The sequence below is a fragment of the Mycolicibacterium novocastrense genome (genome assembly GCF_001570485.1).
In the GTDB taxonomy this organism is placed as follows: Bacteria; Actinomycetota; Actinomycetes; order Mycobacteriales; family Mycobacteriaceae; genus Mycobacterium; species Mycobacterium novocastrense.
In genome coordinates, this window is record NZ_BCTA01000026.1 from 314602 (window position 1) to 327528 (window position 12927).

The 12927-nt window shown below is 67.8% G+C and carries 14 protein-coding genes, 1 tRNA gene and 1 other RNA gene; 9 read left to right on the plus strand and 7 right to left on the minus strand.

Annotation, left to right across the window (positions count from 1 at the left end; translation table 11 throughout):
- Nucleotides 1-52: 52 nt before the first annotated feature.
- The gene (locus RMCN_RS09925) at nt 53-790 is read right to left on the minus strand and encodes a maleate cis-trans isomerase family protein (RefSeq protein WP_201028815.1); all 738 of its coding nucleotides are present in this window, start codon (nt 788-790) and stop codon (nt 53-55) included.
- 98 nt (nt 791-888) lie between these two features.
- Between RMCN_RS09925 and RMCN_RS09930 the strand changes: the two genes are divergently transcribed.
- The 3 genes from RMCN_RS09930 to RMCN_RS09940 are packed head-to-tail and all read left to right on the plus strand — an operon-like array spanning nt 889 to nt 3799.
- Nucleotides 889-1896, plus strand: a complete 1008-nt coding sequence (locus RMCN_RS09930) for a D-2-hydroxyacid dehydrogenase (RefSeq protein ID WP_067388843.1) — start codon at nt 889-891, stop codon at nt 1894-1896.
- A complete protein-coding gene (locus tag RMCN_RS09935) occupies nt 1893-3296 on the plus strand; it encodes an amidase (protein ID WP_067388691.1) in 1404 nt (467 codons plus the stop codon). Before RMCN_RS09930 ends, RMCN_RS09935 begins: the two co-directional genes overlap by 4 nt.
- Complete coding sequence (locus RMCN_RS09940; protein ID WP_067388694.1) at nt 3293-3799, plus strand: DUF3830 family protein; 507 nt, start codon at nt 3293-3295, stop codon at nt 3797-3799. Before RMCN_RS09935 ends, RMCN_RS09940 begins: the two co-directional genes overlap by 4 nt.
- A gap of 11 nt (nt 3800-3810) precedes the next feature.
- On the opposite strand, the gene RMCN_RS09945 is transcribed toward RMCN_RS09940, so the two are convergent.
- Both RMCN_RS09945 and RMCN_RS09950 read right to left on the minus strand, forming a co-directional pair.
- The gene (locus RMCN_RS09945; RefSeq protein WP_067388696.1) at nt 3811-4236 is read right to left on the minus strand and encodes a hypothetical protein; all 426 of its coding nucleotides are present in this window, start codon (nt 4234-4236) and stop codon (nt 3811-3813) included.
- A gap of 57 nt (nt 4237-4293) precedes the next feature.
- Nucleotides 4294-5358 (minus strand): ATP-dependent DNA ligase, encoded by a 1065-nt coding sequence (locus RMCN_RS09950; protein WP_067388698.1) that lies wholly within the window; start codon nt 5356-5358, stop codon nt 4294-4296.
- A gap of 105 nt (nt 5359-5463) precedes the next feature.
- Here RMCN_RS09950 and RMCN_RS09955 point away from each other — a divergent pair, with 105 nt between their 5' ends.
- The 4 genes from RMCN_RS09955 to RMCN_RS09970 all read left to right on the plus strand — a co-directional run bounded on the left by RMCN_RS09955 (nt 5464) and on the right by RMCN_RS09970 (nt 8886).
- The gene (locus tag RMCN_RS09955; RefSeq protein WP_067388700.1) at nt 5464-6516 is read left to right on the plus strand and encodes an ATP-dependent DNA ligase; all 1053 of its coding nucleotides are present in this window, start codon (nt 5464-5466) and stop codon (nt 6514-6516) included.
- A 1-nt stretch (nt 6517) separates the two neighbouring features.
- Nucleotides 6518-7567, plus strand: coding sequence for a non-homologous end-joining DNA ligase (gene ligD / locus RMCN_RS09960; RefSeq protein WP_067388702.1), 1050 nt, complete (start codon nt 6518-6520; stop codon nt 7565-7567).
- A 42-nt stretch (nt 7568-7609) separates the two neighbouring features.
- On the plus strand, nt 7610-8368 hold the full coding sequence (locus tag RMCN_RS09965; protein WP_067388704.1) for a superoxide dismutase family protein: 759 nt from the start codon (nt 7610-7612) through the stop codon (nt 8366-8368).
- A gap of 62 nt (nt 8369-8430) precedes the next feature.
- Nucleotides 8431-8886 (plus strand): hypothetical protein, encoded by a 456-nt coding sequence (locus RMCN_RS09970; protein WP_067388706.1) that lies wholly within the window; start codon nt 8431-8433, stop codon nt 8884-8886.
- 4 nt (nt 8887-8890) lie between these two features.
- Here RMCN_RS09970 and RMCN_RS09975 read toward each other — a convergent pair whose 3' ends face one another.
- Nucleotides 8891-9958, minus strand: coding sequence for an NAD(P)H-dependent amine dehydrogenase family protein (locus RMCN_RS09975; protein WP_067388845.1), 1068 nt, complete (start codon nt 9956-9958; stop codon nt 8891-8893).
- An 88-nt stretch (nt 9959-10046) separates the two neighbouring features.
- Between RMCN_RS09975 and RMCN_RS09980 the strand changes: the two genes are divergently transcribed.
- Nucleotides 10047-10703 (plus strand): TetR/AcrR family transcriptional regulator C-terminal domain-containing protein, encoded by a 657-nt coding sequence (locus RMCN_RS09980; RefSeq protein ID WP_067388708.1) that lies wholly within the window; start codon nt 10047-10049, stop codon nt 10701-10703.
- Here RMCN_RS09980 and RMCN_RS09985 read toward each other — a convergent pair.
- The 3 genes from RMCN_RS09985 to RMCN_RS09995 form a co-directional block, all read right to left on the minus strand.
- On the minus strand, nt 10700-11716 hold the full coding sequence (locus tag RMCN_RS09985) for a S1C family serine protease (protein ID WP_067388710.1): 1017 nt from the start codon (nt 11714-11716) through the stop codon (nt 10700-10702). The two genes, RMCN_RS09980 and RMCN_RS09985, sit on opposite strands and share 4 nt — an antisense overlap.
- 29 nt (nt 11717-11745) lie before the next feature.
- Nucleotides 11746-12567, minus strand: a complete 822-nt coding sequence (locus RMCN_RS09990) for a lipid uptake coordinator LucA (protein ID WP_067388712.1) — start codon at nt 12565-12567, stop codon at nt 11746-11748.
- An 86-nt stretch (nt 12568-12653) separates the two neighbouring features.
- Nucleotides 12654-12739 (minus strand) — tRNA-Ser (locus tag RMCN_RS09995).
- Between the two features lie 68 nt (nt 12740-12807).
- Between RMCN_RS09995 and ffs the strand changes: the two genes are divergently transcribed.
- Nucleotides 12808-12902: signal recognition particle sRNA small type (ffs, locus tag RMCN_RS10000), an RNA gene on the plus strand.
- Nucleotides 12903-12927 lie beyond the last annotated feature (25 nt).

The window sequence follows — 12927 nt, forward strand, 5'->3', positions numbered from 1 at the left end:
CGCCCCTTCGATCGCAGATTGTCGACAATGCTAACAACCGGCCCGTAGCCGACTACGCCTCGAACAGGCGTTGTCCCGGTCCCACCGCTTTGCGCCCGGCCACCCGCAGCGCCGCCCACATGGTCACCTGGTTGGCCGATACCACCGGCTTCTGCAGCTCGGCCTCGAGTTCGGCGATCAGGTCGTAGGTGGGCAGGTTCGTACAACTGATGACGATGGCCTCGGCATCCTCGACGTCGGTGGCGCGGACCAGCTCGGCGGTCCGCGAGTACGGCACCGACCAGATCTGCGACGTCAGCCCCAGTCCCGAGGTGGCCACGACTTCGATGCCGGCCTCCATGAGGTAGCTCGTCAAGCCGATCGTCAGGTCCGAGGTGTAGGGGGTGACGGTTGCGACGCGTCCGACGCCTAGGTGTCGCAGCGCCTCGAGCATCGAGCCGCTGGTGGTCACGGCAGCCGGGGCCCCGGCCGCCCGCATCGCCGCGACCAGCGCGGCCTCCCCGGCCATGCCCTTGACGAAGCTGCCCGCTGTGCACGCGTACGCGGTGACGATCGGAGAGACGGCCAGCACGTTCGCCGCGCCGGCGATCACGTGTTCGGGGTCGGATATGTGCACCGCCATGTCGACGGTCACCGGCAAGGGGGCATATCTGAGCCGGGTCACGTACAGGCTGACGTCGTCGGGCACCCAACGCCACAGTTCCCGGTCGAGCGCGAAGTCATATGGTGTGACGACGCCTATGCCTACCTGCTGCAATGGTGGGGGCGGCGCCAATTCCCCGATCCTCATTTGCACAGTGTGAGGCCAGATGACCAAACCGGCAACAGATTGTTGACAATCCTACGGCGTGTCCCTAGCCTCGGGACGTGCCAGGCCCCCGCGAGAGCGTGCAGATTGATACGTCGTCGCAGGTCAGAGGCGATTCCGCGCGGCCGGTCGTCGCCGTCCTGTGCAAGCAGCCCGCCGACCGCCCATCGGGTCTCGACGGGCTCGACGTCGACTTCCGCTACTGCACCGCCGAGGACCTCGCGTCGGCCGTCCGCGGTGCCCGCGCGCTGTTGCTGTGGGACTTCTTCTCGACCGCGGTTCGCGACGTATGGAGCGAAGCCACGGGACTCGAATGGATCCACGTCACCGCGGCCGGCGTCGACACCCTGCTCTTCGACGAACTCCGCGACTCCGACGTGGTGGTGACCAATGCCCGCGGCGTGTTCGACCGCCCGATCGCCGAGTACGTGCTGGGCGCGGTGCTCGCCCACGCCAAGGACGGCCGCACCAGCTTCGCCCTGCAACGCGAGCATCGGTGGCAACACCGCGAGACTCGGGCCATCGCCGGTGCCCGTGCGCTCGTCGTCGGCACCGGCAGCATCGGCCGGGAGATCGCGCGACTGCTGAGGGTGGTGGGCATGCAGGTGCGCGGGGCGGGTCGGGTGGCCAGGGCGGACGACCCCGACTTCGGCGACGTGGTCGCCAGCGCCGACCTGGCCGATGAGGTCGGCTGGTGCGACCACCTGGTGCTCGCTGCGCCGCTGACGAACTCGACGCGCGGCCTGGTGGACGCCTCGGTGCTGTCGGCGATGAAGCCCGACGCACATCTGGTCAACATCGGGCGCGGACCGCTTGTCGACGAGTCAGCGTTGCTTGCGGCGTTGCGCGACAACCGGATTGGCGGTGCGACGCTGGACGTCTTCGACACCGAACCGCTGCCGCCGGACCATCCGCTGTGGGACGCTCCCAACGTGACGATCACCGCGCACATGGCCGGCGACGTCGTGGGGTGGCGCGAGACGCTGACCGAGCAGTTCGCCGACAACGCGCGGCGCTGGCTGGCGGGGGAGCCGTTGGTGAACGTGGTGGACAAAGAGCTCGGCTACATTCCGGGGGCCTCGCGATGATCCCGACCGCCGCCGAACTGGTCCGGGGCTACCGCGACAAGACCATCTCCCCGGTCGAGGCCACCCAGGAGGCGCTGGCCGCGATCGACGCCTACAACGGTGCGGTCAACGCCTACGTGCTCGTCGACCCCCAGGGGGCGCTGGCCGCGGCGCGAGCTTCGGAGGCGCGCTGGCACGCCGGGCAGCCGCTCGGGCCCGGAGACGGGGTGCCGACATCGATCAAGGACGCGCTGTGGACGAAGGGATGGCCGACGCTGCGGGGCAGTTGGCTGATCGACGAGCCCGGGCCGTGGGACGAGGATGCGCCCTGCACGGCGCGGCTTCGCGAGACCGGAGCCGTACTGCTCGGCAAGACCACGACACCGGAGTACTCGTGGAAAGGCGTCACCGATTCACCGCGCTTCGGTGTGACTGGAAATCCCTGGGACCCCACCAAGACCGCGGGCGGCTCGAGCGGCGGCAGCGCCGCGGCGGTCGGCCTGGGCATGGGCGTGTGGTCGGTGGGCACCGACGCGGGGGGATCGGTGCGGATCCCGGCTGGGTTCACCGGAACCGTCGCGCTCAAGCCCACCTACGGGCTGATACCGCACTATCCACCGAGCCCGTTCGGCACGCTGGCTCACCCCGGCCCGATGACGAGAACCGTCGTCGACACCGCCGCGCTGATGGACGTGATCACCGGTTTCGATGCCCGGGACTGGTCGGCGATGCCCACACCCCGTGAGTCGTTCTTGACCGGACTCGACGACGGCATCGCCGGCCTGCGGGTGGCGTTCTCCCCGAGGCTGGGCTACGTGCGCAACGATCCGGAGGTCGATGCGGCCGTGCGCGCCGCGGTGACGGTGCTGTCCGATGCGGGTGCCCGGGTCGAGGAGGTCGACCCCGGGTTCGCCGATCCGATCGAGGCCTTCCACGTCCTGTGGTTCGCGGGTGCGGCAAAGGTGTTGGAGGCCTACGGCGAAGCGGTCGACGACCGGGTCGACGCGGGGTTGCGCCGGATCGCTGCGGTGGGGGCGTCGTTCTCCGCGTCGGACTACCTCGACGCGACGGCCGTGCGCATGCACCTGGGGCAGGCGATGGGCCGGTTCCATGAAACCTACGACGTTTTGGTCACCCCGACGCTTCCGCTACCGGCGTTCAGCGTCGGTCGCGACGTACCCGATGGCTGGCGGTCGCATTACTGGGCGAGTTGGACGCCATATACGTACCCGTTCAACATGACTCAGCAGCCCGCGTTGAGCGTGCCGTGCGGATTCACCGCGGCAGGCCTGCCGATCGGGCTGCAGATCGTCGGCCCCCGGCACGCCGATGCGTTGGTGTTGCGGGTGGGCCGTGCCCACGAAATGGCCACCGACTGGCACCGGCGCACACCGGCGTTGACAACACAAGGAGTTCGATGAGCAGGCTGATCACCGTGTCCCTCGACAAGCGCGGCGTCAGCTGCGTTGCCCGCATGCTCGACGATGCGGCGCCTCGCACCTGCGCGGCGGTGTGGGACGCGCTGCCACTTTCCTCACAGGTGTTCCACGGCAAGTACGCCCGCAACGAGATCTACACGCTGCTACCGGAATTCGCGGCGAAAAACCCCGGCAGGGAGAACACCACGGTGACGCCGATCCCCGGTGATCTGTGCTGGTTCTCCTTCGACTCCGATCAACTGGGCAACCCCGCCTACGGCTACGAGAACACCACCGGCACCGGGACCACCGGAGCCATCGTCGACCTGGCGTTGTTCTACGGGCGCAACAACCTGCTGATCAACGGTGACCAGGGCTGGGTTCCGGGCAACGTGTTCGGCGCGGTCATCGAAGGGCTCGAGGAGATGGCCGAGGCCTGCCAGGACCTGTGGATGGGTGGCGTGCGCGGTGAAACCCTGAGTTTTCAACGCGCGACGCAGGATTGACGCCCCAGCGGCTACAGCGGCTGCAGGCTTATCGGTTGTTCGGTCTGACCGGGATTGGGATCGTTGCACGTCCCTGGTTTCCAGGTGTAGCGAAGGATACCCGCCAAGGTCGCCGGATCGAACTCGTACGTCACGTCGGCCGGCCCGGTGCTGCCGTCGGCACACGGACGTCCGTTGAAGACATCGTGACGCTCGACGAGCCAAGGGCCGCCGGCCTGCCTGCTGATCTGCGCGATCAACCCGGTCGAACTGGAAATCGTTCCGCCACAGTAACCCTCGGCGTTGCACTGCGTGGTGATCGACCACGTGTTCGTGGTTGCGCCGTTGATCAGATGGTACTCGCCATCGAGCCGACCGTCCGCCCACGCGGGGCCTGCCGATCCGATGGCGGCACCGATGAGCAGCACCGCCGCCGCCGTCGCCCGTGTGATCGCCATGGGGGCAGCATCACACGTGAAGCGCCCGGGCATCGCCGAGTTGGCGAAATTCTCCGGTCAGCCGAGCCCGGGAACGATGTCACCCAGCTTGAACGTGACCGGCTGCTCGAGTTGGTCGAACGTGCACGACCGGGGGTCGCGGTCGGGGCGCCAGCGGTTGAACTGCGCGGTGTGGCGGAACCGCGAACCCTCCATGTGGTCGTAGCGCACCTCGACCACCCGCTCGGGCCGCAACGGTACGAACGAGAGGTCCTTGCCGGCGTTCCAGCGCGATCCGCCGCCGTAGCGGCGCACCACATCGGGATCGGCGTTCGCGGCCCAGTTCCACGGGTGCTCATCGAATGTCGTTATCAGCGGCTGCAATTCGACGAAGAGTTCGCGGCGGCGGGCCATCGGGAAGGCGCCGATCACGCCGACGGAAGCCAACGTGCCGTCGTCCTGGTACAGCCCGAGAAGCAACGACCCGATGGCGTCTTCACCGGACTTGTGGAGGCGGTAGCCGGCGACGACGCAGTCCGCCGTGCGTTGATGCTTGATCTTGAACATCACGCGCTTGTCGGGTTGATAGGTGAGCGACCGGGGTTTGGCGATGACGCCGTCGAGGCCGGCGCCTTCGAACTCGTCGAACCAGCGCCGCGCTGTCGCCAGGTCCGTCGTCACGGGTGTGACGTGGAACTTGGGACCCGCGGCGGACAGCGCGTCGACGAGTGCGGCGCGGCGTTCGTCCAAAGGCCTTTGCGTGTAATCGATGTCGTCGAGCGCGAGAAGATCGAACGCGATGAATGACGCCGGCGTCTTCTCGGCCAGCATCCGGACGCGGGTGTCGGCGGGGTGGATGCGTTGCTGGAGCGCTTCGAAGTCGAGCCCGCGATCGGCGGCGACGATGATCTCGCCGTCGATGACGCAGCGCGCGGGAAGCTCGGCCTTCGCGGCTTCCACCAGTTCGGGGAAGTAGCGGGTCATCGGTCGCTCGTTGCGGCTGCCGAATTCGACCTCGTCGCCGTCGCGGAAGCAGATCGACCGGAAGCCGTCCCACTTCGGTTCGTAGGACGCATCCGCGGGAATCGACGCCACCGACTTGGCCAGCATCGGCGACACCGGCGGCATCACTGGCAGCTGCATTGGGCCATTGTCGCAGGCCATGACCCGGCGATGACATTGCCGAGTGTGGGCGGTCTACATGGGCATGAAGGCAATCCAGCGGTCTGCAGTGCCGTGGAGGCAATAATGGGCCAGGTGGACCTGCCTGTGCTGCCGCCGCTGGAACCGATGCTGGCCAAGGCCCAGGCGAAGGTCCCGCCCGAAGCCGGGGTGTGGTCGTACGAGCCGAAATGGGACGGGTTCCGCGCCCTGGTCTTTCGCGACGGCGACAAGGTGGTTCTGCTCTCCCGCAGCGGTAAGGACCTCGGCCGGTATTTCCCCGACGTGGTCGAGGCCGTCCGCGACGAGCTGGCACCCCGGTGCGTTCTGGACGGCGAGATCGTCGTCCCACGCGAGTTCGGCGGCCGCACCCGCCTGGACTGGGAGTCGCTGAGCCAGCGCATCCACCCTGCCGCCAGCCGCATCAAGATGCTGTCCGAGCAGACACCGGCCCACTTCATCGGCTTCGACGCGCTGGCCGTCGGCGACGACTCGTTGCTCAAGCAACCCTTCCGGGTCCGTCGCCAAGCACTCCTGGATGCGGTGAACGAAAAGCAGTGGTGTCACGTCACCCGCACCACCGAAGACCCCGGGCTCGGCGTGCGGTGGCTCGAGGAGTTCGAAGGCGCCGGCCTCGACGGCGTGATCGCCAAGCGCCTCGACGGCCCGTACCTGCCGGGCAAGCGGGAGATGGTCAAGGTCAAACACGCCCGTGACGCCGACTGCGTGGCGATGGGTTATCGCATCCACAAGAGCGGCGAGGGTATCGGCTCCATCCTGCTGGGCCTCTACCGCGACGACGGGGAGCTGCAGATGGTCGGTGGCGCAGCGTCTTTCACGGCCAAGGACCGGATCAAGCTGCTGGCCGAGCTGGAGCCGCTTCGTGAAGGCGACGAGATGCGCGACGGCGATCCCAGCCGCTGGAACTCGGCCGCCGACAAGCGGTGGGTCCCCATCCGGCCGGAGAAGGTCTGCGAAGTCGCCTACGACCAGATGGAGGGCAACGGCGGTGCCGCCCAACGCTTCCGGCATGCGGTGAAATTCCGGCGCTGGCGGCCCGACCGCGACCCGCGCAGCTGTACCTTCGACCAGCTCGACGTTCCGCTCAACTACGACCTCTACGACGTACTGGAGTCCTGAGATGGGAAAAGCCGCAGAGGAAGTCGACGTCGACGGCACGAAGGTGCGGTTGACCAACCGCGACAAGGTGTACTTCCCGAAGCTGGGCAAAAACGGCACCAAGGGCAAGCTCTTCGACTACTACCTGTCTGTCGCCGAACCGATGGTGGCGCTGCTGCGTGACCGGCCGGTGCACCTCCAACGATTCCCCGACGGCATCGAGGGCGAGGAGATCTACCAGAAGCGGGTACCGCAGAAGCATCCCGACTACCTCGAAACGTGCACCGTCACCTTTCCATCGGGTCGCACCGCCGACGCACTGAAAGTCACCCACCCGTCGGCGATCGCATGGGCGGCCCAGATGGGCACGATCACCCTGCACCCGTGGCAGGTGAGATGTCCCGACACCGAGCATCCCGACGAACTGCGCATCGACCTGGACCCGCAACCGGGAACGGGTTTCGCCGACGCCAGCTCGGTGGCGGTCGACGTGCTCAAACCGCTGCTCGACGAATTGGGCCTGATCGGTTATCCGAAGACATCGGGCGGGCGCGGTGTGCACGTCTTCCTCCGGATCAAGACCGACTGGGACTTCATCGACGTGCGTCGCGCGGGCATCGCGCTGGCGCGCGAGGTCGAACGCCGGGCGCCCGACGCGGTCACCACGTCATGGTGGAAGGAGGAGAGGGGTGAGCGCATCTTCATCGACTACAACCAGAATGCGAGGGACCGGACCTTCGCTTCCGCGTACTCGGCGCGCAAGACCCCCATCGCCACCGTCTCCACGCCGTTGACCTGGGACGAGCTTCGCACCGCCGACCCCGACGACTACACGATCACGTCCGTGCCCGATTTCCTTGCGGGACGGCCCGATCCGTGGGCCGACATCGACCGCACGCCGCAGTCGATCAACAAGCTGCTGGACATGGTCAAGGCCGACGAGGAGCGCGGGCTCGGCGATCTGCCGTATCCGCCGAGCTATCCGAAGATGCCCGGCGAGCCGCCGCGGGTGCAACCGAGCAAGAAGGTGGCCGCGAACTGGGACGAGGACGGCAACCCGGTCAACAACTGAGTGAGCGGTTTGTGTGGCGCGTCACACGGGTACGGGGAGTTCATGATCAAACAAGCCAGTGTTGCCTTGGGTGTGCTCGCGGTCGCGGTCGGCTGTGCCAATCAAGCGTCCGACGACTCGGCCACCACCACCACGACGACCACCACGCCCGCCGCACAGGGCCTGACCACCCAGATCAACACGGTCGACGGCAGACACGTCGCCGATGCCACCATCGACTTCTCCGGCGGGTACGCCACGGTGACCGTCGAAACCGTCGAGGACGGCATCCTGTCGCCCGGTTTCCACAGCATGCACATCCATCAGATCGGCCTTTGCGAGGCCGGCGACGGCTTCGCATCCGCCGGCGAGCACTTCCAGGCGCCCGGCCACACGGGCATGCCCGCCAGCGGCGATCTGCCGCCCCTGCTCGTGCGGTCCAACGGCGCGGGCAAGCTGGTCGCGACCAGCGACGCCTTCACCGAGGAGCAGCTCACGACGCCGCAAGGGTCCTCGATCGTGCTGCACGAGAGCGCGATCATGGAGGACCCGGCCGCGGCCGACCGGCGGATCGCGTGCGGTGTCCTCAGCCCGGGAACCGCGGGCACCACCTCCGTCGAGACGCAGACGACCGTCGTCACCACGACCGCGGTGGCGCCTCCCCCGCCGACCACCACGGTCACGGAAACACCGGCCACCACCACGCCGCCGGCCGAGTCGCCGGCCACCACGACCCCGCCGACCGAGACGGACACCGTCACCGTCACCGAGACGTCCCCGCCGACACCCACCACCACGGTGGCTCCGCCGCCGGGCGGCTGACACGACTCGCTCAGCACGCCGAAATGTCGCCGATCGGGCGGTGAACCGGGTCTGCTGTTGGCATGCGCCTTTCGACGACCGTTCGTAGATGGCTGGCCGGCCTGGCACTGTTCGCGCTCGTGGGCAGCGGTGTCGGAGTGGCAGCCGTGATGGTCGTCGGGTCGGTCAAGCAGGCCAAGCAGACCGAGGCCGCCTCCGCGCAGCGTGCGACGCAGGCGCCGCCGCCGAAGGTCCCGACGCCGTTCGAGTTCACGATCAACGTCGCCGTCACCGACCAGCACTGCGCACCCGAAGCGCCCGGATGCTTCTACAAGTATTCGATCGAGCCGAAATACATTGGCATGCATCCGCTCCCGAAGACGCCGTTCACCGTGTTCTACGAAGTGGTCGGCGGTAACGCGCCGCAGAAGGGCGAGTTCACCGTGGAGAACGGCCAGGCGCAGATTCTGCAGGACGTCGTCCTGGAAGGACCGCCGTCCGCCCAACTCAAGGCGAACGTCCTGCAGGTGACCGGCTGAGCCGTTACCGCCTGGGCCCGACGCCGCGCGCCTGCGGCAGCGGCAGGTCGTTGTAGGTGGCGATGCCGGGAGGCGCCGCCACCACCGCGGGGATCGCATGGATCGGGGGCATGGCGGTCATGATGTGGCCTAGCACGAAGAAGTCTTCGATCGACTTCGCGTTCTCGATCATGTCCTGCGGGGGCAGGAAACCGACCTGCATGTTCACCGTCGGCCGGCCGTCGATCGTGATCTTCCAGCCCTCGGCGTCCATCTGCCAGTCCGGGTCGAGCGTGGTGCCCTTCTTCCACCGGACGTTGATGTCGACCACCGTCTTGCCGTCGACGATCCCCTGCCAACTGGCGTACACGCCCGCGACGTGGCCGGCCGGGATCGTCCACGACGCCATCACGAGATCCTCTGTGGTCTGGGCATATTCGGACACACACTTGATCTCGTCGAGCTCGACGCCGATCGAGTCGGCGACCAGCCGCACCGCCTCGGCGAACACCGCGGTGCCTTTCGAGGCCATCGGCGCCAGGTTCGGATCATCGATCGCGGTGCCGAAGCCGACGGGCCGCTCGGTGTCGGGGGAGTCGTAGAGCGTGGTGTCGGCGGATTCGGCGATGGTGATCTTGTCGACCCGGTCGCAGCCCGTGGCGGCCACGATGGCGAGCAGTTCGGCGAAGCCCGGGCTGATCCCGGACCCGAACAGCGTCGACCCGCCGCGCTTGCACGCCTCTTCGAGCTTGACCCGGTCATCACCGAGGTTGTGTCCGGTGATGAAGGATGCCGACGACACGACGTTGACGCCGGCTTCGAGGATGCGGACCAGTTCGTCGACGTCGATCCACATCGGGTTGTAGACCACGACGTCGGGCTTCAAGGCGAGCAGGGCGTCGACGTCGTTGGTGGCCTTCACGCCGAGAGGTGCGATGCCGGCGAGTTCTCCGGCGTCCCGGCCCGCCTTGTCCTGCGACCACGCATAGAGGCCGACGAGTTCGTAGTTCGGATTCGTGGCGATCGCCTGGACTGAACTCTTGCCGACATTGCCGGTGGTCCACTGCACGACGCGATAGGGAGTGTTTGGCACCCGCACAGCATAGGAAAGGCCGCCGCTCCGCGTGGCCATTTTTACCGCGCGGCGAAAAATAATCCCGCGAGGCCCTAGTCTGACCGTGATGAGCGGCCGAACCAGGGGTCGCCCACCCCGGATCAGCCGCGACCAGATTGTCGCGGCGGCCAGGGACGTGGCGAGCGCGGACCTGACGATGCAGGCGGTCGCCGATGCGCTCGGGGTCACCCGCAAGGCCCTGCACTACTACGTCGGCGACCGGGAGGGCCTGCTGACGTTGGTGGTGACCGACCTTTTCGAACGTGAGCTCACCAGCGTCGAATTGCCCGACGGCGACGACTGGCGGGCGGTCCTGCGCGCCTACACCGTCGCGTTCCGTAATGGGCTGACCCAGGTCGGCGCCGCCACCGATTTCACCCGACTACGAGGTCTGGGCGCGGCCGCCGCGTTGGCGCTTGCCGACCGAGTGCTCGACGCACTGCTCACGGCCGGCTTTGCACCGGACACCGCCCGGTACGGGTTGACCGCGGCCTCCAACATCGCGCAGTCGGCCGCCCACAGCAGCGCCGCGCAGACGCCGTCGGGGATGCACCGGCACCGAGCCGAGACGTCGGCGGCCTTGGAGTGGGAACCCGAGGACACCTATCCGGCGCTGCGTGCCGTGCTCGCCTCGGCCGAATCTCAGCGCCACGACGCCGAGCACCAGTTCGACTTCGAACTCGATGTGCTCATCGCCGGCCTGGAACGACTCCTCGGTCGTTAGAGCGGCGTCAGGGTGGCCTTGGCGGTCCGTTCCAGCCCGGCCCGATCGACCCACGTGAGGTCGACAACGTCGCCGGGATAGTGGCGGTCCAGCACGTAGGTCAGCGTCGTCGCCGAATCCAGAGGTGTGCCGTCGAGCACGACGAGCACGTCGCCGGGAACCAGTCCCGCCCGGTCGGCCGGCCCGCCGCGTAGCACGTCGGCGATCTGCACACCGGGGCCGCGTTGCGCCGAGCGCACCCCGACACCGAGCAGTACCGGAGGACCGATGTGCACATCGGCCGACGCCATGCGGGACCGGATCTGGTTGGCGATCGGCAATGCGTCGTTGATCGGGATCGCGAAGCCCTCACCGCCCGGACCGAAGCGGAAGTTCACCGAAGCCGCGGTGGTGATGCCGACGACCTGACCGGCGCCGTTGACCACCGGGCCGCCGGAGTCACCCGCGACGACCGGCGCGGCGAACTCGATGAGCCCGGCGAGTTCGTCCTTGCTGCCGGTCAGCGAGTCCTCGGCGTTCACCGTCCGGCCGAACGCGGTGATGGTGCCGACCTCGCGCGTCAACGGTCCGTTCGTCCCGTTGGCGTTGCCGAGCGCGACGACGGGTTCACCGGGCGCCAGGAGCGCGGAGTCACCGAGCGGTGCGACCGGCAGGTTGGTCCCGCCGATCAGCTGCAGCACCGCGATGTCGCGCTTGCGGTTGTAGCCGACCAGCTCAGCCGGATACGACCGACCTCCGACGCTCGCGGTGATCCGATCCGCACCGGATACCACGTGGAAGTTGGTCAGAACCAGGCCGTTGGGATCGATCACGAAACCGGCGCCGTTTCCGTATGCGCCTTGATAGTCGATCTCGGTGTCGATCCGGACGACGGCGGGTTCGACCTGAGCGGCGGCCGCGACAGGGTCGCCGGGGGCCGCCGCGGCCGGAAACACCGGCGCCACCACGGCGAACGCCATGGCCAATGCGATCAGCAGCGTCGTGATTGGACGCCGAAAGGGGAATTTGCCCATAGGCCCATATTGCCCGATGCCGGGGACGACTAATCGTCTAGCGCGACGCCGCCACGCAAGCGCCGACGGCGGCGACGTGCCGGTTCGGGTCTGCGATTACGCAGTTTGCCCTCGCCGCTCTCGGCTTCTTCGGTGGCCTCGGCCGCAGATTCCTCGGTATCGGCCCCGGATTCGTCGGCGTCCGCCTTGACCTCGGCCTCTTCGGTGGCCCCGGCATCCTTGTCCGTCTCGGCGTCGTCCTCGTCGCCGGACTCGTCGGTCACCTCGGCCTCGTCGCCGGACTCGTCGGTCTCGTCGGCCGCTGCGGCATCCTCGGTCTCGTCGACAACCTCGTCGGCGTCTTCGGCCTGGTCCTCGGCTTTCGCGCCCCCGCGGCGACCGCGGCGCTGTTTGGGCTCCTTGACCTTCAGCGGCTTGGGAGGCGGTGGTGGCATCTCGGCCACCGAAGCGAGGTAGAACGCGAAAACGCCGAGCAGTGCGATCGCTGCTGCGGCGCCGTAGACACCGAACAGCCACCTGCCCGCGGTATCGAGCGACAACCAGATCTCGCTGACGGCCGCGCCGACGATCAACACGCCGGCCAGCACGTGCAGCGCAATCGACACGGCCCGCAGCCGCAGCGCCATCTGGGGCGTTCCGAATTCCGGGCGTCGAGTCCGCAGGAGGGTGAACACCACCGGCAGCGCGGCCAGCCCGATCAACGCGCCGCACACGATGCGCATCACCGTGCCGAAGGTGTGCGGAATGTCGCCGGAGAGCTCATAGGAGCGGGGCAGGACGAAGAAGAAGTACAGAACACCGGCCACGACGCTGAACGACGCGTGCCAGGTCACCGCGACAGTGCGGCTCATTCTCCTCCTAGACGATTGTTTGGCCCCGGGGTGCGACCGAGCCTGGCCGTCGGAACGTGCCGACAAGCCGCACCCCGGGCCGAGTGCGGAGGATGCGGGATTTGAACCCGCGAGGGCTATTAACCCAACCCGCGTTCCAGGCGAGCGCCATAGGCCACTAGGCGAATCCTCCGCGGGCCATGGTAGCCGACCTCAGACCAGAGCCGATCCGGATGCAACCGGCTCGGGTATTAGACTCGCCGTGGACCCCGCGCGGCGTCCATCCTGTGAACTCCCCCAGGGCCGGAAGGCAGCAAGGGTCAATGGGCTCTGGCGGGTGCGCGGGGTCCCCTTCATTTCCCGCATCTTCAGTCGAAAGGC

Coding starts and splice junctions, on each gene's coding strand:
- RMCN_RS09925 (WP_201028815.1), bottom strand. CDS start 790: ATGAGGATCGGGGAATTGGCGCCGCCCCCACCATTGCAGCAGGTAGGC.
- RMCN_RS09935 (WP_067388691.1), top strand. CDS start 1,893: ATGATCCCGACCGCCGCCGAACTGGTCCGGGGCTACCGCGACAAGACC.
- RMCN_RS09940 (WP_067388694.1), top strand. CDS start 3,293: ATGAGCAGGCTGATCACCGTGTCCCTCGACAAGCGCGGCGTCAGCTGC.
- RMCN_RS09945 (WP_067388696.1), bottom strand. CDS start 4,236: ATGGCGATCACACGGGCGACGGCGGCGGCGGTGCTGCTCATCGGTGCC.
- RMCN_RS09950 (WP_067388698.1), bottom strand. CDS start 5,358: ATGCAGCTGCCAGTGATGCCGCCGGTGTCGCCGATGCTGGCCAAGTCG.
- RMCN_RS09955 (WP_067388700.1), top strand. CDS start 5,464: ATGGGCCAGGTGGACCTGCCTGTGCTGCCGCCGCTGGAACCGATGCTG.
- ligD (WP_067388702.1), top strand. CDS start 6,518: ATGGGAAAAGCCGCAGAGGAAGTCGACGTCGACGGCACGAAGGTGCGG.
- RMCN_RS09965 (WP_067388704.1), top strand. CDS start 7,610: ATGATCAAACAAGCCAGTGTTGCCTTGGGTGTGCTCGCGGTCGCGGTC.
- RMCN_RS09970 (WP_067388706.1), top strand. CDS start 8,431: ATGCGCCTTTCGACGACCGTTCGTAGATGGCTGGCCGGCCTGGCACTG.
- RMCN_RS09980 (WP_067388708.1), top strand. CDS start 10,047: ATGAGCGGCCGAACCAGGGGTCGCCCACCCCGGATCAGCCGCGACCAG.
- RMCN_RS09985 (WP_067388710.1), bottom strand. CDS start 11,716: ATGGGCAAATTCCCCTTTCGGCGTCCAATCACGACGCTGCTGATCGCA.
- RMCN_RS09990 (WP_067388712.1), bottom strand. CDS start 12,567: ATGAGCCGCACTGTCGCGGTGACCTGGCACGCGTCGTTCAGCGTCGTG.